The organism is Marinomonas vaga (assembly GCF_055388305.1).
Genome location: NZ_AP043903.1, coordinates 732221 through 752197, shown reverse-complemented (window position 1 = coordinate 752197; position 19977 = coordinate 732221). Strand labels below are relative to the sequence as shown.

Annotated in this window: 17 protein-coding genes; 5 read left to right on the top strand and 12 right to left on the bottom strand. The window is 48.8% G+C overall.

Annotated elements, in window-relative coordinates:
* The first annotated feature begins 182 nt into the window (after nt 1–182).
* Together ACZ5DR_RS03450 and ACZ5DR_RS03445 are read left to right on the top strand one after the other, a co-directional pair.
* A complete protein-coding gene (locus tag ACZ5DR_RS03450) occupies nt 183–689 on the top strand; it encodes a glycine cleavage system transcriptional repressor (RefSeq protein ID WP_377365868.1) in 507 nt (168 codons plus the stop codon).
* 114 nt (nt 690–803) lie between these two features.
* A complete protein-coding gene (locus tag ACZ5DR_RS03445; RefSeq protein WP_377365869.1) occupies nt 804–2036 on the top strand; it encodes an MFS transporter in 1233 nt (410 codons plus the stop codon).
* Between the two features lie 26 nt (nt 2037–2062).
* Here ACZ5DR_RS03445 and ACZ5DR_RS03440 read toward each other — a convergent pair whose 3' ends face one another.
* Nucleotides 2063–2983 (bottom strand): DMT family transporter, encoded by a 921-nt coding sequence (locus ACZ5DR_RS03440; RefSeq protein WP_377365870.1) that lies wholly within the window; start codon nt 2981–2983, stop codon nt 2063–2065.
* A 110-nt stretch (nt 2984–3093) separates the two neighbouring features.
* Here ACZ5DR_RS03440 and ACZ5DR_RS03435 point away from each other — a divergent pair, with 110 nt between their 5' ends.
* Nucleotides 3094–3972, top strand: a complete 879-nt coding sequence (locus ACZ5DR_RS03435) for a LysR substrate-binding domain-containing protein (protein WP_377365871.1) — start codon at nt 3094–3096, stop codon at nt 3970–3972.
* 7 nt (nt 3973–3979) lie between these two features.
* Here the strand turns inward: ACZ5DR_RS03435 and ACZ5DR_RS03430 are convergent, their stop codons facing one another.
* The 3 genes from ACZ5DR_RS03430 to ACZ5DR_RS03420 all read right to left on the bottom strand — a co-directional run bounded on the left by ACZ5DR_RS03430 (nt 3980) and on the right by ACZ5DR_RS03420 (nt 7300).
* Nucleotides 3980–5293 carry an esterase-like activity of phytase family protein gene (locus ACZ5DR_RS03430; RefSeq protein ID WP_377365872.1) on the bottom strand — a complete coding sequence of 438 codons (1314 nt, stop codon included), beginning with the start codon at nt 5291–5293 and terminating at the stop codon, nt 3980–3982.
* A gap of 164 nt (nt 5294–5457) precedes the next feature.
* The gene (locus ACZ5DR_RS03425) at nt 5458–6504 is read right to left on the bottom strand and encodes an SDR family oxidoreductase (protein WP_377365873.1); all 1047 of its coding nucleotides are present in this window, start codon (nt 6502–6504) and stop codon (nt 5458–5460) included.
* Between the two features lie 34 nt (nt 6505–6538).
* Nucleotides 6539–7300 (bottom strand): SDR family oxidoreductase, encoded by a 762-nt coding sequence (locus ACZ5DR_RS03420; protein WP_377365874.1) that lies wholly within the window; start codon nt 7298–7300, stop codon nt 6539–6541.
* 128 nt (nt 7301–7428) lie between these two features.
* Here ACZ5DR_RS03420 and ACZ5DR_RS03415 point away from each other — a divergent pair, with 128 nt between their 5' ends.
* Together ACZ5DR_RS03415 and ACZ5DR_RS03410 are read left to right on the top strand one after the other, a co-directional pair.
* Nucleotides 7429–8319: a LysR family transcriptional regulator gene (locus ACZ5DR_RS03415; protein ID WP_377365875.1), complete on the top strand. Its 891-nt coding sequence runs from the start codon at nt 7429–7431 to the stop codon at nt 8317–8319.
* 43 nt (nt 8320–8362) lie between these two features.
* Nucleotides 8363–8647 (top strand): hypothetical protein, encoded by a 285-nt coding sequence (locus tag ACZ5DR_RS03410; RefSeq protein ID WP_377365876.1) that lies wholly within the window; start codon nt 8363–8365, stop codon nt 8645–8647.
* Nucleotides 8648–8750: 103 nt separating this feature from the next.
* Here ACZ5DR_RS03410 and ahpF read toward each other — a convergent pair whose 3' ends face one another.
* From ahpF to ACZ5DR_RS03370, 8 genes are all read right to left on the bottom strand, one after another.
* Nucleotides 8751–10298, bottom strand: a complete 1548-nt coding sequence (gene ahpF, locus ACZ5DR_RS03405) for an alkyl hydroperoxide reductase subunit F (protein WP_377365877.1) — start codon at nt 10296–10298, stop codon at nt 8751–8753.
* A 195-nt stretch (nt 10299–10493) separates the two neighbouring features.
* Nucleotides 10494–11051 carry an alkyl hydroperoxide reductase subunit C gene (gene ahpC, locus ACZ5DR_RS03400; protein WP_377365878.1) on the bottom strand — a complete coding sequence of 186 codons (558 nt, stop codon included), beginning with the start codon at nt 11049–11051 and terminating at the stop codon, nt 10494–10496.
* Nucleotides 11052–11169: 118 nt separating this feature from the next.
* Complete coding sequence (locus tag ACZ5DR_RS03395; RefSeq protein ID WP_377365879.1) at nt 11170–12228, bottom strand: response regulator; 1059 nt, start codon at nt 12226–12228, stop codon at nt 11170–11172.
* Nucleotides 12229–12244: 16 nt separating this feature from the next.
* Nucleotides 12245–16108: a hybrid sensor histidine kinase/response regulator gene (locus ACZ5DR_RS03390; RefSeq protein WP_377365880.1), complete on the bottom strand. Its 3864-nt coding sequence runs from the start codon at nt 16106–16108 to the stop codon at nt 12245–12247.
* The gene (locus tag ACZ5DR_RS03385) at nt 16101–17330 is read right to left on the bottom strand and encodes an ABC transporter substrate-binding protein (protein ID WP_377365881.1); all 1230 of its coding nucleotides are present in this window, start codon (nt 17328–17330) and stop codon (nt 16101–16103) included. The genes ACZ5DR_RS03390 and ACZ5DR_RS03385 overlap by 8 nt, the downstream gene beginning before the upstream one ends.
* A 267-nt stretch (nt 17331–17597) precedes the next feature.
* Nucleotides 17598–18521 (bottom strand): 5-oxoprolinase subunit C family protein, encoded by a 924-nt coding sequence (locus ACZ5DR_RS03380; RefSeq protein ID WP_377365882.1) that lies wholly within the window; start codon nt 18519–18521, stop codon nt 17598–17600.
* On the bottom strand, nt 18511–19236 hold the full coding sequence (gene pxpB, locus ACZ5DR_RS03375) for a 5-oxoprolinase subunit PxpB (RefSeq protein ID WP_377365883.1): 726 nt from the start codon (nt 19234–19236) through the stop codon (nt 18511–18513). Before pxpB ends, ACZ5DR_RS03380 begins: the two co-directional genes overlap by 11 nt.
* Nucleotides 19233–19976, bottom strand: coding sequence for a 5-oxoprolinase subunit PxpA (locus tag ACZ5DR_RS03370; RefSeq protein ID WP_377365884.1), 744 nt, complete (start codon nt 19974–19976; stop codon nt 19233–19235). The genes pxpB and ACZ5DR_RS03370 overlap by 4 nt, the downstream gene beginning before the upstream one ends.
* Nucleotide 19977 lies beyond the last annotated feature (1 nt).

Sequence of the window (19977 nt, the reverse complement as noted above, 5' to 3'; positions counted from 1 at the left end):
ATCGTTTATTTTTCACGCAAAGTCTAGTGTAAGTGAATCATCAAGTTTATTGGCAAAATTTGTCAGTTTGTCATAAAAATGAGAATACAGTCAGATACTCTGATGCCCGACATTGACAGCTTTCCTAAGGCAGCTCAGGGTGTTATGAACAAGATAGTTAAAAAAACAATTAGGATGACTTTATGACGCAACATCTGGTGTTAACAGTAATTGGTGATGACCGTCCAGGCTTAGTCGAGGCATTGTCTGATGTGGTGGTGGCCCATCAGGGTAACTGGAGCGAAAGCCGCATGGCCCACTTAGCGGATAAGTTTGCTGGGATTGTGACCGTAGAAGTGCCCCTAGATCAGGAGGAGGCCTTGGTGGCGGCTCTGCAAGGGTTGTCTACGGTTGGCTTAAAAGTGACCGCTGAAAAAGCAGTTCATGCTGCGAAACTGGGTGAAACGGCAGTGATCTCTGTGATGGGCAACGATCGTACTGGTATCGTTCGCGAAGTAGCCAAAACCCTCAGTGGTTTGGGAGCCAGTGTCAGAGATTTGAACAGCTACTGTGAGCCTGCGCCGATGAGTTCTGAAATGCTGTTTAAGGCCGAGCTAGAAATTACCCTACCTGAAAATGTATCTCTTGAAGCCCTAGAGGCAGCCATTGAGGACATTAGTAGTGACCTTGTGGTGGAGCTTGTCGACTGATTTTGTCTTTAGGTAATGGGCGTCATATAGGGAAAAATTGTGATGCCCATTGCAGCATTTTGAGAACCTGCTTCAATAGTGCCTCACTTATGACAGGATCGATCAAAGCGCCCCATGCAACTACCCACCACTTTTCGCGCATTAGCTAATTCCAATTATCGCCTTTGGCTGATTGGTGCTTTCATTTCCAACATAGGTACTTGGCTACAACGCACTGCGCAAGACTGGATTGTGATTGCCGATCTCTCCGACCAGAATGCCTCGGCGGTGGGGATAGTGGTCATGTTTCAGTTTTTACCTCAGATTCTGCTACTTCCCCTAACGGGCTGGGCTGCTGACCGATTAGATCGACGTAAGTTATTACTTACTACCCAAATATGTATGGCTATATTGGCGCTGATACTTGGTGTGTTGGCGCTTACTAACATGATTGTGTTGTGGCATGTTTATGCCTGTGCGCTGGCTTTGGGGATAGTCGCTGCCTTTGATGCACCTGCCAGACATGCCTTTGTTTCAGATGTGGTGTCTGAAAATGAAGTTCCTAATGCGGTGGCCCTAAACTCAGTGTCTTTCAACTCGGCCCGCTTAATTGGTCCTGCGATAGCTGGCTTGCTCATCGCCCTCGTGGGTGCTGGCTGGGTGTTTATGATCAACTTATTGTCCTTCATTCCATTATTGAGTGCTCTAGTGATCCTAGGTGGCCGCTCTCTAGCAGGCTGTGAAACCAAGCGTGAGACAAGCCACAAAATGGGCTTTCTGGATGGCTTCCGGTACTTGGGGGCCCACCGTGAAATGATTGTGATGCTAGTCATGTCTTCTCTGGTCTGTGGGTTGGGGATGAACTTTTCTGTTTACCTATCTGCCATGACGGTTCATGTGTTTGGTGGCCATGCAGGGCAATATGGCTTATTGATCTCCATGATGGCGATTGGCTCTATTAGCGGTGCTTTGATTACCGCCAGCCGACCCAAACCCAACTTTGGTTTTATGGTTTGCTTGCCTGCAATCTATGCCATGGCCAGTGTGCTTGTGGCTTGGAGTCCGAATTACCTCACCTTCTCTGGGCTCTTGATAGTTCTCGGCTTGAGTTTGCAGTTGTTCACCACATCTTCTAATACCTTTATGCAAACCTCTACGTCTCGAGCTTATCGTGGACGGGTAATGGCCATTGTCCTAGCGACCATGATGGGCAGCACTGCCTTAGGAGCCCCCTTTGTGGGGTGGGTGGCGGATACCATAGGGGCTCGATGGTCCATCGGGGTGGGGGCGGTCTTTGGTATGCTCGCCTTCTGCATCGGTGGAACCTACTATTTGCGTTATTACCGTCACCAAGAAAAAGCCGCCTAGTGATTAAACTGGCGGCTCTTTTGAAGTTAAGCGCTGCAACTGACTTTTCGCCAGCGTTGTATCGGTGCAAAAGACAGGTTGCTGATTAAAGTCCCCACTAAAATCATTACCAGAGCGATCACCAAACCTGGTGTCCATGCTTCTTGAAACATAGGGATAGCCAAAACACTTGCAAAGACTGGCACCAGTGCCATTAACCCCCCCATTTTAGTCGCGCCAATCAGGTGTACTGCCCGGCCATAACACACCATCTGTATGGTGGTGGCCATGACGCCTTGGTAAAACGCCTGTAGCGCCAACATTTCCCAAGGTGTCGCCGCCAAGTTATGGGGTAAAAAGAGCGCATAAACAGGGGTGAACAACAAGGTCGTCACTGCAATGATGCCTAATGTGGCGTGCCAAGGGGCAAACTTCCAACGGCGTAGTAATACAGTGAAAGTGGCCCAAAACACACAGGACAACACAAAGCTTAAATCCCCTTGCCAATAGGAAGCACCGTGCCAAAAGGTCTCAACCAATAGGGCCAAAATCCCCAAACTGCTGACAATGATGCCTGTCCAAGAGGCGCGGCTGTGCCGCTCCCCTGCGACAAAATAGGCGAACACCGCAATCATAATGGGCATCAACCCCGGTAGTAACAGCGCGGCATGGGTTGCGGGCGCATTGGCAAAACCATTAAACACAGACAAGGCATATGCCAATCCACCGATACTGCCTAGGGCAAACATACGCCATTGAAAAATCACCTTACGATGCTTCCAAATAAAGGGTGAAAACAATACAAAGGCGGTGCCAAAGCGCACCATGATCATGTCAGGGATGGCCAGCGCGCCTAATGCCCCAGCTTTTGAAACCAATATGAATCCTGTCCAAATCGCTACCGCTGCCAGTCCATACAGCAGTCCAGAAGTAGGTAGTGAGGACGGGGAAGTGCTTGAGTGAGTCATAAATAGCATCCTCTTGTTGATTAACTTTCCTACAGTATAGGGGTGGATTTCTTTCATTAAAAATGAATAATAAAGAAATACTTATTCACAAATAATGAAAAGGTGTGCCGATGGACATTTCTGATCTGACCGTCTTTAAAGCAGTTGTTGAGCACAATGGGGTGAGTCGCGCCGCCGAAGCCCTACATCGAGTCCCCTCTAACGTGACGGCCCGTTTAAAAAAGCTGGAAGCAGAGCTAAATGTAGATCTTTTTTTGCGGGAGAATAACCGTTTGTCGGTGACATCAGCAGGACTGCGCCTGTTGGACTACACCGACAAAATCCTACAACTGCAAAAGAGCGCTATTGCGGAGCTGACCCAAGCGGAACCTGCTGGGTTGTTGCGCTTAGGGTCCATGGAAAGTAGTGCGGCATCCCGCTTGCCCAAGATCTTGTCTGACTTTCATCAGACTTATTCTGCCGTGCGGTTGGAGCTTATGACGACGGCATCCATGCCCCTGATAGAGAAGGTGTTGGATGGGGAGCTGGACTTGGTCATGGCGTCAGATCCACCTGAAGACGAGCGTCTAGAGAGTGTTCATTGTTTTGACGAAGAGCTGGTGTTGATTATGCCAACAGAGTGGGCTCAGCGGGAATCACTGCCCAGCTCCTTGATGATGGTGGGATACCATAAGGGATGTTCTTATCGTCATCGTTTGGAGCGCTGGTTGAAACGTACAGGGCACACCTGTGAGAGGGTCATCGAGATTCCTAATCATTTCACCATGATCGGCTGTGTGATCGCTGGTATGGGGATCGGTATGGTGCCGCGCTCCGTTCTCGCATTGCACCAAACCGAAGGCCTGACGGTACAAACGGTGGAGCGGGACATTGCCCACGCACCCACCTATTTGATTTCTCGAAAGGATAACCCTTCCAGTGCTATCCAAGCGTTTGTGCAAACCACACTGGCGTCACCGGATGCGGTTGCCCATGAACTGGGTGAATAGCACTGGATTACTTGGCTTGCAGGAAGTCCCTCACGTCCAGAACGATGATTTCATTATCATCCACCCGCCCCTGCTCACGGCCAACTGAGAAGGGGTAGTTGTTGTCGTTAGCGATAACAATATGATGCTCATCAATACGATCTACGTTCTCAATGGTGAAAAATGGGAAGGTGAAGATGCCATCAATGGTGCCTCTAATGGCCACCTTATTGGGGTCTTGAATGTCCATTAGGTCGATGTAGGCAAGTTTACGGATAACGCCTTGATCGTTTACTTGGTCTAAATCCACCAAGTAAACACGTTTAAACCTAGCAGGATTTTTCGACCAGTTTTCCCTAGGATCTCCAGTGCCATTATCGCGCTCGATAATAAGCGCCCGGTGATCATCGATCATATTGAAATCACCAATGGCATGGCGAGGGTTCTCCAATGGGTAATAAAGAACCTGATCACCCCATGTTTTATTATCAAGATCAAATGACAACATGCGCAACACTGGCTGGCCATTGACGGTTTCAGGTTTGCCCGCTGTTACATCATAGATGGGCTTTTCGAGTAGGGGATACAAGGTTTTCTTGTCTGCTGAAATGGCCATGCCTTCGAATCCCCCAGAACGCATGGTAATGACGTCTGGTGATTTCTCATTTGGGTTCGGCATGAGCAGAAACGGATTATCGGGCGAGGCGTAATGGGTGCCGTTTACGTGAGTGGCGATCACATCTTGAACCACTCCCTTGTTGTCCACATGAATGAGCCAAGGACCGAACTCATCCCCGATCCAGTAACCATCTTCCGTGGGCTGAATCGACTCTGGGTCAAAGTCTGCCCCAGTAAGGAAGCGTGCTGGGCTGGTTTCATCCGTGATCGGGAAGGGGACTTTACGATCTGGGTCCGTTAAAAAAATGGTCTCCTGTACGTTAACTCGACCTGTGTCCCAGTCAACTTGGACCTTATGGAACATGAGCAAGGCGTCCGCAGAGTTGATGGCACGGCCAAATCCATTGTCTGTTAAGACAAGATAGTGGTCATGGTCAATTGCTCGAATTCCAGAGAAGCCTTGAATAGGTTGGCCCGGGAAGGGTAAGGCCAAGCCCGTGGCTGGTTGATAAATATGGTAGTTTTGCTCGACCCGCTGGTTGTCCTTGGCAGTAAATCGACCCGAATGGTTGAAGTAGCTCGGGGCCGAATCAGGAGGAAGAACAAAGGTATTGGCGGGTAGTTGTGCGTGCTCTTTCAGGACAGCGGTAAACTTGGTCGCTTCGGTTGCTGAAGCGAAAGACGACAATCCTATCAATGTGATCATACAAACGTTGCGTAGCATAAAAACTCCTATGACATCCTGTACAGGGTAAGAAGGGACGATCATAGGGAAGAGGTGTTGAAGTTTTATGACGGATGACTCACCTAGGGAAAGGCGATTTGAACGGGACATTAAACGTTAGGGAGCCTGTTGCTATAGGCTCCCTTTGATTGTTGCCATATTTACTATGGCTGCTGCGTAGGGATGAGTTCCCGTTTCACCATGTTATTTAGGTGGTCGATCAAGGTGTCGTCCGACCGTTTGGTCATGTGTTGAAAGCCCGCTTGTCTGGCTTTGGTGACGTCAAACACAGCATCCGTTTGGACGTGAAAAATAAAGTCACCGAACCCTCCTAACGCAAGTTGGGTGATGTCTTTTTCTGCTAGCCCCATGTCTGTTGCGAGCTGTTGCCACATTTCAGAACTGGCGCGGTCCAATCGTTGGGCTAAGGAGATGGGTTGGGGCTCTCCAACTTCTAAACCAAACCAATTGGCCAGCGCTGGCCAGACATGTTTCCAGCGGAATTGGTCCCCATTAGTGACATTGTAGGCCCCATCTTTTTGCTCCAGCGCGGACCATAGAACGGCTTGGCCGAGCACTTCGGCATCACAAATATTGACTAATACTTCATAGGCTTGGGCAGGACCTGGAAATTGCATGGCCAGTCCCATTTGCTGACAAAGGCTGCCATAAACACCGATCAGGTTTCCAAGATTCATGGCAGACCCTAACGAATGTCCAATGACAATGTCAGGTCGCAGGGCGGTCCATTGCACGCCTCTTTGGGGCAAGGTGCGGGCATAGTCTTCTTGGGTAAAGTACAAGTTTGGCGGGAAGTGTCGGCTATCATCTTCGCGTGCAGGGGTTTTATAAACACCCAAGTGAGCGCCGTAGACTTTCCCGCCTTGGAGAAAAATAACCCGCTCCAGTGGTGCTCCCACATGCAACAAGGTCTCAACGAGGTTCTCCATCATTTGACCGTTTTCTTGGGCTTCTGTGAGGGCGTCATCGTTTGGCTTTAATGCCGCATAGAATACATGGGTCACTGTTTTCAAGGTGTCTTGGTGAGCCATTAAACTTTCACGATCCAGCAGATCCGCCTGCAAATGAATGCCCTTGCTCGGGCCGCTGGAGGAGCGCGACAAAGTGATTACGTCTAGATGGGCGTGTTCTAGTACTTGGGTGGCGCCATAACCGGTGACACCACTGGCTCCAGCAATTAAGAATTTCATATGTCCTCCTTATATAAGATGTTTGGCGGTGTTCCTAGGCAATACGACCACCACCATCCACGTTGAGTACTGTGCCGGTAATAAAGCCGTTTTCCAGTAAACTGATGGCAGCATGGGCAAGGTCATCCACATGGCCAACACGTCCACTAGGTAAGCCGCCTGCAACGTCCTTGAACATGGCTTGGCGGTCCGCTTCCGTTAAAAAGTCCCAGCTTCCTGCATCGACGACACCCGGGGATACCGCGTTAAAGCGTTTGGGCTTCATTTCGATGGCAAGGTTTGCTACTAGACTTTCAAGTGCCATGTTTAATGCGCCGACGATGGAGCTACCTTCTCCTTGGCGGTAGGCCGCTAAACCGGAGAAAAGCACCACACTGCCTTGAGCATTTAGGTGTTTGTTGGCGCTTCGAGCAATGTTGATTGGCGTATGAAATTTAGAATTCAGCATCTTGTTAATGTCATCATCAGACAACTCAATGAAGGGTTTAAATGTCAGGTCGGCCGCGGTATTGATGATGTGGTCCCAAGGACCTTGCTCAGACAGGGCCGCTTCAAGAGCCTGGCCATCAGATGCGTCTAAGGAGTAGAGGCCGAGTGCTGGTGAGGAGAGGGTTTCGGCCGTCCCTTGTAGTTTGCTGGCGGTACGTCCTGCCAAAGCCACTTGTGCGCCTTTTGCAGCCGCCATTTTTGCGATGGCAGCGCCCATGCCGGACCCTGCGCCAATGACAAAAATCTTTTTACCTTTTAAAACTGAATGTTGTGGATCAAATTGGGTGATTGGTGTGGTGCTTGTCATGACTCGTCTCCTTTTCAATGGATTTAAGATCAGTTTAAGCATCCTAATTTTTTGAATAAATGAGGCGTAAATGAATGCTTTATTTAGATTAAACTTAATAATCTTTATGAGGCTTCTAGGATATTCCCATGGATCGACTGCATCTCATGCAAACCTTTGTTGATATTGTTGAGCTCGGTAGTTTGGCGGCTGTTGCGCGCCAGCGAAATGTTGCCCCGGCGGCCATTACTCAAGCGCTGCAATCCCTAGAAGCTGAGGCGAGCAGTCGTTTGCTGGTCAGGACAACCCGGAGAATGAGCTTAACGCCGGAAGGTGAGCGCTTTTTATTGGATTGCCATCGGATCTTGAACGATGTGGACGACAGTTTTGAGCGGGTCGCAGATAAGGGACCCTTGAGGGGTACCATTCGACTAACGACCACTAATGATTTTGGTCGTCATCACTTACCGCCTTTGATTGATGCATTTCTTTTGCTGCATCCCTTAGTTCGGTTTGAACTGATTTTAAGTGACGGCATGGATGATCTGGTGCAAGGACATTTTGATTTAGCGATTCGTATGGGGCCATTAACCGACTCGCGTTTTCGCTCCCGTCGTTTGTTGACGGATCACAGGAAGGTATGTGCGGCGCCAAGTTATTGGGATGAGCACGGCCGTCCGGATCAGCCTGAAGCCCTGCAACAACATAACTGCTTGGTATTGGCTCGACCCGGTGAGCCCCAGTCTCATTGGCACTTTTCGAAACAGGGGAAGACTTTCTCCGTTGCCGTTTCCGGCAATCGCAGTGCGAGTGATGGGGGCGTATTACGTCAATGGGCTCGACAGGGGGCTGGGGTGGTGCTTAAGTCTGGCTTTGATGTTCGTCATGACTTGGAACAAGGTCACCTTGAAGCAGTCTTAGAGGCCTACACACAACATGAAGTGAACATTTATGCCGTTTGGCCAGGGCAGTCTTTAGTGCCCCGTCGAGTTCAAGGATTTTTAGACTTTATACAAGCCAAATTGGAGCAAGAATGGTAGCATCATGTCCCGATAAAATTAGCGTTAATCGAGAGACTTACTCATGCCGCAATACACAGTATTAATTCGCGAAGATCTAATGAGAGCGGAATCTGACCCAGAGACCATTGAACGTTTTAAGCGCTGCGGTTACGCCGTAAAAGGGGCATTTGAGGCGACCACAGCGGGTGGGGCGCTAGGTCAATATCGTGAAAAACACCCAAAGCCAGTGCGTGAAGAGAAAGCACCTATGTCAGCCAAGATGCGTTACTTTTTGATTGGTGGCGCGGTCGCGACCGTACTTTGGTTGTGCTTTTTGGCGTTTGGCTTATTGCCCATGGCGCTTTAATTGCGATCAAAAAAAACCGGCTAACCCAGTGCGAAGGGAGAGCCGGTGAAGAGAGTCACATGGCGGGGGCAGCCGCCATGTTTGATCTAAAGGGGAGATTCGCTTAGTTGCGAATCAGGTGATCAAAGGCGCCCAGAGCGGCTGTTGCGCCAGCTCCCATAGAGATAATGATTTGCTTGAATGGCACGTTAGTCACGTCACCGGCAGCAAACACACCTTCCATCGATGTACGGCCGTGAGAATCAATTACGATCTCGCCACGATCTGTTAATTCCAGCGTATCTTGCAAGAATTCACTGTTTGGCACTAGGCCGATTTGCACGAAGATCCCTGCAACGTCTAGCTTGTGCGACTCATCTGTTTTACGGTCTGTGTACTGTAGACCTGTCACACGCTCTCCATCACCAAGTACTTCAGTGGTCATAGCGTTTTTGATGATGGTCACGTTTGACAAGGACTCAGCTTTTTTCACCAATACATCGTCTGCACGTAGGGTATCGCCAAATTCCAATACGGTAACGTGTTCTACGATACCCGCTAGGTCGATGGCCGCTTCGATACCAGAGTTACCACCACCGATTACAGCGGTTTTCTTGCCTTTGAACAATGGGCCGTCACAGTGTGGGCAATAGGCAACCCCTTTGGTTTTGTACTCTTGCTCACCTGGAACATTCATTTCTCTCCAGCGTGCACCTGTGGCTAGGATGACGGATTTGCTTTTCAGCACGGCGCCATTTTCGAGTTCGACTTCCACGAGTTCTTTCTTTTCAACACGTACCGCTTTCTGTGTCTTCATTAGGTCAACATCGTAATCTAAGACGTGTTGCTCTAAGCCTGCGACCAATTTTGGACCATCTGTCGCTTTCACAGAGATAAAGTTTTCAATGGCCATGGTGTCTGACACTTGGCCACCAAAACGTTCTGCTACGACACCGGTACGGATGCCTTTACGGGCTGCGTAAATAGCGGCTGCAGCACCCGCTGGACCACCACCCACGACAAGAACGTCGTAAGCATCTTTTTCAGATAGGGCGGCTGCTTGTTTCTCGCTGGCACCGGTATCTACTTTGTTTAGGATTTCGTCTAAGGTCATGCGGCCTTGACCGAAATGCTCACCGTTAAGGAATACGGCTGGCACACCCATGATGTTGCGATCTGTGACTTCTTCTTGGAAGACACCGCCATCGATCATGGTTGCAGTAATTTTAGGGTTCAATACAGCCATTAGGTTGACCGCTTGAACGACATCTGGACAGTTGTGGCAAGACAATGAAATGTACACTTCAAAGTTAAGTTCGTTGTCCAAGCCTTTAATTTGTTCTAGGGTCTCTTGTGTTGCTTTTGATGGGTGACCACCGGCTTGTAGCAGTGCTAACACAAGGGATGTGAATTCGTGTCCCATTGGAATACCGGCAAAACGTACGCGGGCTTCTTCACCTTTTGGGCCAACTGCCATTTGTGGTGCGCGGCCTTGTGGGTTTTCTTCTACCAATAGGGTGATTTTGTCTTGGTTAAGGGACTCAATGTCGCGAGCCAAACCAAGTAATTCTTCAGATTTAGGATGCTCATTGATAGACACAGTAATTTCAATCGGATTAACGATGTTTTGAAGGTATGTGCCCAACTGCTGTTTCATGTTTGTGTCTAACATAATATTTAACCCGTTTATTTAGTTGAGTGATTACAGTGCCAATAAAATTTCGAGCGAGCGAGGTCATCACCTGTCTCTATGCGAGAGGGAGGCGTGAGGTTCCTTAGCTCGAAAGTTGTGTTGTGGGCTTTTAATGCCTAGCACTGGAAGGCAAGCCCGAGTTGGGCGCAGGGCGCCCAACTATTGGGAGGCGTATTAGATTTTGCCTACTAGGTCTAGAGATGGAGCAAGTGTCGCTTCACCTTCTTTCCATTTAGCTGGGCAAACTTCGCCTGGGTGAGCTGCTACGTATTGAGCTGCTTTCACTTTGCGCATTAGATCTTCTGCGTCACGGCCGATGCCTTCTGCAGTGATTTCCATTGCTTGGATCGTACCTTCTGGATCGATCAAGAATGTTGCGCGGTCAGCAAGACCTTGGCCTTCACGCATCACATTGAAGTTGTTTGTGATGTTGCCAGTTTGATCGCCTACCATGTAGTAGTTGATTTTGCCGATTGTTTCAGAGCTGTCGTGCCAAGCTTTGTGTGTGAAGTGAGTGTCTGTAGATACAGAGTAAACTTCAACGCCAAGCTTCTGAAGCTCTTCGTATTTGTCTGCAACGTCGCCTAGTTCAGTAGGACATACGAATGTGAAGTCTGCTGGGTAGAAGAAGAACACAGCCCACTTGCCTAGTACGTCTTTTTCAGAAATTTCTACGAACTCGCCGTTTTTGAATGCAGTTGCGTTGAATGGTTTGATTTGAGTATTGATCATTGTCTATCTCCTTAAAGTGTTTCGCTGTGTGCGTTACCAACAGTTGATATATTAGGGAGATATTGGTGATTAATAAAATTGTTAATACCTAAATACTTGATAAATATTTCCTATAAATCTATTCGTCTGGGTATTTCGCTCGTATGGCCGTGATGGCTGGAATTAAGGGTAGCGTTAGTTCAACCAGTTTAGGATCAAAGTGTTTGCCGGATTGCTCTTTTAAGTGAGCAACTGTTTTCTCTAAGCTCCAGGCCTCTTTGTAGGGGCGTTTAGACAGTAGGGCATCGATGACATCTGCAAGGGCGACGATGCGGCCTTCAAGGGGGATTTTGTCTCCGGTCAGGCCATAGGGGTAACCTGTTCCATCCCATTTTTCATGGTGGGTTAGGGCGATGCTATGGGCCATCTTTAGCATAGGATCACTGTCTTGGGATAAGATCTCGGCCCCATAAAGGGTATGCTTTTTCATGATTTCCCACTCTTCCGCATCCAGCTTACCGGGTTTCAATAGTATGGTGTCGGAGACCCCGATTTTGCCTACATCGTGCATTGGAGAGGCGTGATAGATGCGTTCAATCCAATTTAGGTCGTCCACACATTGCTGGGCAATCAGGCGGGTGATTTGGCTCATTCTAATCACATGAGCACCGGTTTCATTGTCCTTATATTCAACTGCACGACCAAGATGTTGAATGATCCGTAGTTTGCTGTCCTCTAGGGCTTGAGTGCGCTTTTGGACTTGAATGCTGAGTTGGCGGTTTTGATCGTACAGGGCAAGATGAGTCCGAACTCGAGCCTTCACTAGTGGAGGGCTGATGGGTTTGATGATGTAGTCCACAGCTCCCAGTTCAAAGCCTTTCTCTTCGTCTCGGATATCGTGTTTGGCCGTCACGAAAATCACGGGAATATTGGCGGTAGTGGGGTCGGCTTTTAGACGGCGACACACTTCGTAACCATCCATATCCGGCATCATCACATCCAAGAGGATGAGATCTGGCTTAGGTGTGCTTCGAGCGACAATGAGGGCTCTCTCTCCACGGACAGCCACTTTTAAGGTGTACTCATTATCCAGAGACGCTGCTAGTACGTCGATGTTGTCTGGTGTGTCATCCACTAGTAAGACGATGGGCTTTTTAATTGGTGCTAGGTGTTGGCTGTCAGTGGCTTCTGCTTGCATCTCATGCCCTTATAAATCAGTTATCGTTCACCAAAGCTTTGAGCGATTCTAGATGCTCTGCGGCCTTATCAAAGTCGAACATGTTGACCGCCTGATCGATATTCTTCAGTTCGGCTTTTTTCTCTGGCGTATCAAAATAGGGTTGTATGTCGAGTAATACGTCCCGAGTTTCCAATAGGTTCTGTTCTATATAGGAGGAAAGCTTCTCTAGTGCTTGACGCTGTTCTTCTGGAGTCACTGGAGTGACTTCTTCATTTACCTCTTCTTGCTGTTGAGCGGACCAAGTTGCCAGTGCGGAAAGTACTTCTGTCAGCTCCTTCTCTAATGCCTCGAGAATGTAAGCGTGACCAGATTGTTCACTCATGGCGGTTTCCATTTCGGCTGCGAGGCTTGCTAGTCTCTGAATGCCTAATGTTCCGGCGGTACTCTTTAATGTATGGGCTAATCGCTCAGCATTGTCAAAGTCTTCTTTCTCTATGGTGTGTTTAATGGTGGCAATAAAGCCCTCTTGGCTATCATAGAATCGCTTGAGCAATCGTACATATAGGGCTTCGGTGCGGGTATGTTGTAGGCCGAGTTCAGTGTCAATTTGCTCTATATCGGGCAAGCTTTGTGGTGTGCTTTGCTCTGGCTTGGCCTGCGCCTCAGTTGTGATATCGGCTGTTGGCTTGATAGAGGTGTTGGGGAGCCATTTTGAAATGGTGGCAAACATTTCCTCCACTTGAATGGGTTTGGCGATGTGGTCGTTCATGCCAGCTTCCAGTGCGCGTTCTACATCTTCTTTGATGACATTAGCAGTCATGGCGATGATAGGTAACTTGGCAAATTTTGGCACTCTGCGAAGCTCTTCTGTGGCTTGGTAGCCATCCATTACCGGCATTTGACAGTCCATTAGCACCAAGTCAAAAGGTTCGAACGCTAAGATATCGAGGGCTTGTTGACCGTCTTCAGCAATCGATAGCTCGATTCCTACTTGAGAAAGTAACTCTTCAGCGAGCTCTCTGTTAATCTCATTATCCTCCACTAGAAGGATACGAGTGCCAGTTAACTCTGGGTGTAGGGCATGCTCTTCGATGATTTCTTCATTTTCTTCCAGAGTAAACCCTTCAATGCCATAGGTTCTTGCGACCGTGTCATATAAGCTGGAGATGGTGATGGGCTTGGTTAAGTAGCCCGATACTTGAGTCCCTTTGGCGGCCTTTTTTACATGCTCTAGACCATGGGCTGTCACCATGATTAAAGTCGGTGGCGTCTCTTCTGGAGCGAATTCTTTGAGAATGCGCTGACAGGTTTCCACCCCATCCACTTCAGGCATTTTCCAGTCCACCAAAATCAGCTCATAGTCGCCGCCTTTGCCTCTTATTGCTTGCAGCATCTCGAGGGCCTGTTCACCGCTGTTGGCGGTGTCACAGGACAAGCCCATGGATTCGATATTAGACTGAAGCACTTCCCGTGCGCTGTCGTTGTCATCCACAACCAGTACTTTGGAGATCTGGATGCTGTCTGAAAGGCTGGTTTCCGAAAGAAGTCCTGCCTCTGACCGGCCAAAGCGCACTGTGAAGTGGAATTCGCTGCCTTGTTCTTCCTCACTTTTCACCCAGATACTGCCGCCCATTAACTCTGTAAGTTGTTTAGAGATGGCAAGGCCCAGTCCGGTGCCGCCAAAGCGGCGTGTGGTAGAGGTGTCTGCTTGAGAGAAGGATTGGAACAGGTTGCGTTGCTGTTCTTCGCTGATACCAATCCCAGTGTCCTTGATGGTGAACTGCACGACGATCTCATCAGCAGAGTGTGTGAAGTGACGTGCTTTGATGATCACTTCCCCTTCTTGGGTGAACTTCACGGCATTGTTACCAAGGTTTAACAGAATCTGGCGTAGACGAGTCGGATCACCTGTGACCATTTTGGGCAAATGAGGGTCAATGTCGAAAATGAGTTCGATGTCTTGCTCTTCCGTTTTTAGACTGAGCAGGTTGGCCACTTCGTCCAGCACGTCTTGGATATTGAAGGAGACTTGCTCGATGCTGACTTTGCCCGCTTCGATTTTGGAGAAATCTAAGATGTCATTAATGATGCCAAGTAATGACTCTGCGGAGTTTCGGACTTTTTGGATGTAGTTCCGTTGTTTGCGATTTAGGTCGGACTGCAGCGCTAAGTATGACATGCCAATAATAGAGTTCATCGGCGTGCGGATTTCATGGCTCATGTTAGCAAGGAAGTCGCTTTTCGCACGGCTAGCGTTTTCAGCCACTTCTTTGGCAGCTTTCAGCTCTTTAGTTTGCTCGGCAATGTCTTCTTCTAGCTGCTCTTTATAAGATTGCAGTGAGCGCTGGGCATTGTGCTTTTCAGTAATGTCTCGCCAAGTGCAGATGATTGCTGGTTTATCATCGTAGGTAATCGCGATCATAGTGATATCAGCATACAGCAAGGCGCCATCGAAGCGACGGAAAATCCACTCGCCACGGTAGTGGCCTTTTTGAATCACGATGTTGTAGATCTCTTCCAGTTGTTTTGGCGCATTTTGGCCATTCATTTGAGAGAAAGAGGACAAATCCAACACGGATGTTTGCATCAGGTCATCTTTAGATGGGTAATGCAACACTAGGGTGGTCGCGTCGTTACAGTCAACAATGGACTCGTTCACTATAATCCATGCAGGGTCTGGGGACGCATCGAACATGGAACGGAAACGGTCTTCACTGTTTATCAAGTTGGCGAGCTGACGTTTTACCCCTTTGGTGACCACCCAAGCCAAGATGCTTAAAATGGCAATGGTAATGGCACTGATTGAGATAATAGTGCTGTTTACCCGTGTAAGCTGCTCTTCGATTTCTTGTTCCTGCTCGGAGGATTTGGTTTGCACAATGTCGCCAATTTGATCCAGAAGACGTGGCAGTGGCGAGAAGATCGCTTGAAACTCACGGTTTAAGGCTACCCGCTGGGTTTCGATCTTGAGTTGGGCGAAGCGCTCGTTAAACAGCCCCCCTTCTCCTAAATTCATGGTCTGAGTATCACGGCTAAAGCTGGAGTCTGTGCCAAATAAAATGTCGTTGAGTTCCGCGATAAGGCGTTGGAAGCTTTGGGCGCTCGATGGATACTCTTCTTGGGCTTGATTAATGACATACTGCAACCGATCGATAGATGGCACGAGCTGGTTTTCCAATAAATCGATCAGCTCTTCGTTACGGGAAGCATTAATCGCAAGGTTGATCGCTACCTCTAAGATGGCGATATCCTCGGTGGTGGTACTTAATGAGGAGTTCAATGAAGCCAAACGTAAGTCTAGATACTCTTCCGACAGCAACCTCTTTTCAGAGTTATCATCGGTGTTTTCATAAGTGTACAAAAGGCGGCTTTCTTTCAGACGGTTACGTCCGTTTAAAGCAGTCAGCAGAGTTTTTAAAGCACTCACTTTTAAGAGGGCTTTCTGGGCGAGATCGTCTTCTTCCTGTATGGCCTCGAACTGGGTTTTTCTTTCGAACCAGTCGTTGATTTTGTAAGTGACCTGCTCGATTTGGTTACCACGGGTTTTAAGTACCACGCCCAATACCGTAGTGCTGGTATTTTTCGGAGCTGCCGCTCGTAGTGTCGTCACAGCATCCGAGAAGCGGCTGAAGTTGCTCACATCCTGATACATCATGTTAGTCCCGCCATACAAGGCTTGGCGCAATCGACTTTGCTGTGCGGGGATGATCTCACGCAGCTCTGATGCGGCAGTCAGCATGGAAGTTTGCTGCATCCGTATGTCTGCTTGCTGTTGGCGCAAATCCGACAAGGTGCTGGATAAAATGATGGCACCAATGAGTGAGGAAAACACGGCAAATATTGCCAGTGTCCAAACCAATGGCGACACTGAAACGTGTTTACGGTGGCTGCTAGTCATAGTCATGGCCCTCCGAATTGGCCAAGTCTGCTGATTCGTTGTTATATAGTAGTTCACTATTTTGTGAGACGTCTTGAACCTGTCCCCCCGAGATCAACCTTAACCAGATGGTCTTGTGGTTAGGGGTATCGGTGGATTGTAGAGCGAGTTTAAACCCAGCGCCTAAATCAAAACTGCCAACTCGATTCATGCTCACAGAGAGGGACTTGCTGGTTGGAATATGTTCCCTATGAAACTCGCTAAGTATCAAGCCTAAAATACGTGCTGAGATGTACCCCTCTAGTTTCAAGTTAGTGGGGGTGTCTTCGGGCATAAAATTCGCACTGTCTGTAAGAAACTCTTTAATTAAGGGTAGATAGTTGTGGGACAGTGGTGGTGTGGATTGGGTAAACAGAATCATGGCTTTTGTGTGCTGAGTACGATCCGCCAATGCGCCAATTCCTGCCGCGGACAGTGTCGCGTAAAGAGGTGAAATGTCCATTTCGTCGAGAATGGAAATGAGTTGGCTCGCTACTTCATAGGTGCCAATGATAAATACTATCTTGGGCAGTTTCTTGTGTGAAAGTATGTCTGCTGCCGCATGTTCGGCAAAGGGAGAGTTGCGAGCGTAACGTATTTGCAAGGCTTGTTCTGGGTGTTTGATGCCATGGTACTTTAGGGCATTCAAGAGACTGTTTAATCCCGATTCACCATAGGCGTCTTTTTGTGCCAGTATGGCGATATCTTCAGAGTGAATGTTTAGGTTTTCGACGAGCTTTTCTACCAATAGGAAGACTTCGTCTTCGTAGCTTGCTCGTACGTTAAAAATGGTGCCTTTGGCTCGTTCACTGTATAGGTATTTTGCTCCGGTTAAGGGGGCAATCAGAGGCACGTTGTAGTGTTTGAGCAGGGGTAACGTGGCTACCGCTGTGGGGGTGCCGACACTGCCAAGCATGGCCTTAATATCGTATTCTTCTACCAGTGCGGTAATGGCTTCAGCAGTTCGAGCGGGTTCGTAGCTGTCATTCATCGGTACAAGCGTGACATCATAATTCAGAGATTTGTGGGCGTTAATGTGCATTAACCCTAGCTCTATTCCGCGAGAAATCTCTTCTCCTAAATAGGCGTTTGGCCCATCAAATGGACCAGTGAAACCAACGCGCATAGGTTCAGCATGGCCCAATACAGGTAGGGTCATCCAAACCGCAATCAGCGCCATCAATTGGCTCACTCGCTTTATCATAGGGTACTGCTTCCCGTAAAAATCAGAACGTGTATTAAGTCTTTAAGCCGTAAGACCAATCCTAAAAAACAGATTGAGATTGGGCTTAAGGGCATTCGTATACGGTAGAGTATGCATAGAAGGCCGAGATTATTCGTTATAGTTTAGAAGATGTTTGTGTAATACAGGGGAGGGGTTGTGTGATGTTCTGTAAAAATAGAGGGTGGAAGCGGGCTCAACTTCGCTTAGTTGAGCCCTTTCGGGAAGAGGCTAGGCGTCAGACTGAGGCTATCGCCATTGGGCGATACGAGCCATTTGCAGTAACCGCTCCCGCTCTGCTTGATCAACGGAAACGCAATGGAAGCCTATGATATCTCCGGGTTTTTTCTGTGCTAACAGCCCTCCACCAAAGGCTGTGACGCAGCCTATTTTGGGATAGCCTCCAATGGTTTGACGGTCCCGTAATAGCACAATCGGTTGGCCGTCATTAGGGATCTGAATGGCACCATAAGCGATGCCTTCTGAGATGATGCCTTTTTTGTCGCCACCAATGGCTCGTCCATTCATACGATAGCCCATACGGTCACTGTCGGGGGTGACTTTGAAATCACTGCCAAAAAAGTGTGCCCGATCGAGTCCCGAAAAGGTTTTGAATTGATAGCCCATAACCACGGGAATGTCGGGGTTATCATAGTTAGGGATGGCTAAGCGCGGCACAATTCGCTGCACATGGTCATCGGTCCCAGTGAAAGGCAATTTGTCACCTTTCTCAAGTTTTTTGCCCTTACCGGATAATCCCCCCAGTTGCTCCCGCATCACAGTGGAGACACTGCCGAGAACTGGCTCAACTTGGAAGCCACCCTTGACGGCTAAATAAGCACGTAAGCCGTGGTTCGGTTGTTGGAATGACAGCACATCCCCTTTTTTAATCGGGTAGGTTTGCCATGGCAAAATAGGCTTGTCGTTCAACTGAGCCCCAAGGTCTGCGCCTGTGATAGCGATGCTGGTATTGGCTTGGGCTTCTAAGGTCAGCATACCAAAGGTGATTTCAATCTGCGGTGCGTTGTCGGCGTTGTCTAAGAGAGCATTGGCCCAGCGGAACGCTAATTCGTCCATTGGGCCTCCAGAGGTGACCCCTAGGTGCTGATAGCCGTGGCGACCAAGGTCTTGGATAAGTGCCAACATGCCGGGCTTTACAACATTAAAAGCCATCTAATTTGCCTCCTTGTGCGAGGAATTCTTCACGGGAGATCGGTGTGAAACGCACGGTGTCGCCAGCTTCGATCAAGGCTAGACTTTCACTGCCCCAATCAACCAATTGTAAAGGCGTGCGGCCGATGATTTGCCAGCCACCTGGGGTCACGCTTGGGTACACAGCGGTTTGCTGTTCTGCGATGGCGACACTTCCAAGGGGCACTTTTAGTCTTGGGGTAGTTTTACGCGGGATATGCAGTGCTTTGGGGGTGTTCCCCAAGAAGGCAAACCCCGGTGTAAAGCCAATCGCATAGGCACGGTAGGCGGTTTCAGAATGCTGTTGAATCACTTGATCAACACTCATCTGGCAGTGTTGCGCCACGTCCTCAATATCGGGCCCCACCTCGGAGCCGTAATACACAGGAATAACCACTTCACGGGCATCCCGAGCTTGGGCTTCGTTGGGATCTAGGTTATCGATGACTTGAGCGATCTGATGGCAAATTTTAAAACGGTCAAAATGATCCGTATCAAATACTACCAACAGGGTAGTGTAAGAAGGGATCAGGTCTAGGATGCCTTCAATACAGCGCAGTTTCTTTGTAACCAAGCCAATCCGGTCCGACACTTCATTGCTGATGGTGTCTGAAAAAGTCAGCAAGCAAGCATGATCGCTGACCATTTCAATGGCCGTATCCATGGCTTGTGGTAACGGGTGTTGGTGACTGCTCATGATGCGTTTGACCCGTTGACCACTGCGCGGATGCGTTTTACCGCTTCAACGGCGTGGGCACCATCACCATGGACACAAATAGTGTCCGCATGGACTTCCAGCGATGCACCGGATTCTGTAGTGAGCTTTCCTGTATTGCTGAGCTCAAGCACCTGCTGTTCAATGCGCTCAAAGGAGCTGTGTACGGCATTGGATTGCTTCCGTGGCGTCAGACGCCCTTCGTCTGTATAGAGACGATCGGAAAAGGCTTCGAACCACAGTGTCAGTTGGTATTTTTGCGCCAAAGCTTTCACTTCCTCGGCTTCTGGCACCGCCATGACCATAAGTACCAATGAGCTGTCCAGCTCGCTCACAGCCTGCATTACGGTTTCAAGTACCGCGAAATTGCTCATCATGGTGTTGTACAAGGCACCATGGGGTTTTACATAGGTGACATGAGTGCCATGGGTGGCACAAATACCCTGTAACGCGCCAATCTGATACTGGATCAGGGCTTTTAACTCAGCAGGTGCCACATCCATATTACGACGACCAAAGCCGACTAAATCTGGGTAAGCGGGGTGGGCACCTATCGTAACGCCATGTTTGGCAGCCAGTGCCACGGTTTTGCTCATGGTGAGTGGGTCTGATGCATGAAAGCCACAGGCAATGTTAGCCTGGTCAACGAAGGGCATGATTTGCTCGTCTAAGCCCATGGTCCATGCGCCAAATGCTTCGCCCATATCACAGTTTAATTTCATG

Bases quoted from the DNA above. Each gene is read 5' to 3' on its own strand.
- ACZ5DR_RS03410 (WP_377365876.1), top strand. From the start codon at position 8,363: ATGCCGCAATACACAGTATTAATTCGCGAAGATCTAATGAGAGCGGAA.
- ACZ5DR_RS03385 (WP_377365881.1), bottom strand. From the start codon at position 17,330: ATGATAAAGCGAGTGAGCCAATTGATGGCGCTGATTGCGGTTTGGATG.
- ahpF (WP_377365877.1), bottom strand. From the start codon at position 10,298: ATGTTAGACACAAACATGAAACAGCAGTTGGGCACATACCTTCAAAAC.
- ahpC (WP_377365878.1), bottom strand. From the start codon at position 11,051: ATGATCAATACTCAAATCAAACCATTCAACGCAACTGCATTCAAAAAC.
- ACZ5DR_RS03440 (WP_377365870.1), bottom strand. From the start codon at position 2,983: ATGACTCACTCAAGCACTTCCCCGTCCTCACTACCTACTTCTGGACTG.
- ACZ5DR_RS03380 (WP_377365882.1), bottom strand. From the start codon at position 18,521: ATGGCTTTTAATGTTGTAAAGCCCGGCATGTTGGCACTTATCCAAGAC.
- ACZ5DR_RS03395 (WP_377365879.1), bottom strand. From the start codon at position 12,228: ATGCAAGCAGAAGCCACTGACAGCCAACACCTAGCACCAATTAAAAAG.
- ACZ5DR_RS03390 (WP_377365880.1), bottom strand. From the start codon at position 16,108: ATGACTAGCAGCCACCGTAAACACGTTTCAGTGTCGCCATTGGTTTGG.
- ACZ5DR_RS03435 (WP_377365871.1), top strand. From the start codon at position 3,094: ATGGACATTTCTGATCTGACCGTCTTTAAAGCAGTTGTTGAGCACAAT.
- ACZ5DR_RS03445 (WP_377365869.1), top strand. From the start codon at position 804: ATGCAACTACCCACCACTTTTCGCGCATTAGCTAATTCCAATTATCGC.
- ACZ5DR_RS03425 (WP_377365873.1), bottom strand. From the start codon at position 6,504: ATGAAATTCTTAATTGCTGGAGCCAGTGGTGTCACCGGTTATGGCGCC.
- ACZ5DR_RS03420 (WP_377365874.1), bottom strand. From the start codon at position 7,300: ATGACAAGCACCACACCAATCACCCAATTTGATCCACAACATTCAGTT.
- pxpB (WP_377365883.1), bottom strand. From the start codon at position 19,236: ATGAGCAGTCACCAACACCCGTTACCACAAGCCATGGATACGGCCATT.
- ACZ5DR_RS03430 (WP_377365872.1), bottom strand. From the start codon at position 5,293: ATGCTACGCAACGTTTGTATGATCACATTGATAGGATTGTCGTCTTTC.
- ACZ5DR_RS03450 (WP_377365868.1), top strand. From the start codon at position 183: ATGACGCAACATCTGGTGTTAACAGTAATTGGTGATGACCGTCCAGGC.
- ACZ5DR_RS03415 (WP_377365875.1), top strand. From the start codon at position 7,429: ATGGATCGACTGCATCTCATGCAAACCTTTGTTGATATTGTTGAGCTC.
- ACZ5DR_RS03370 (WP_377365884.1), bottom strand. From the start codon at position 19,976: ATGAAATTAAACTGTGATATGGGCGAAGCATTTGGCGCATGGACCATG.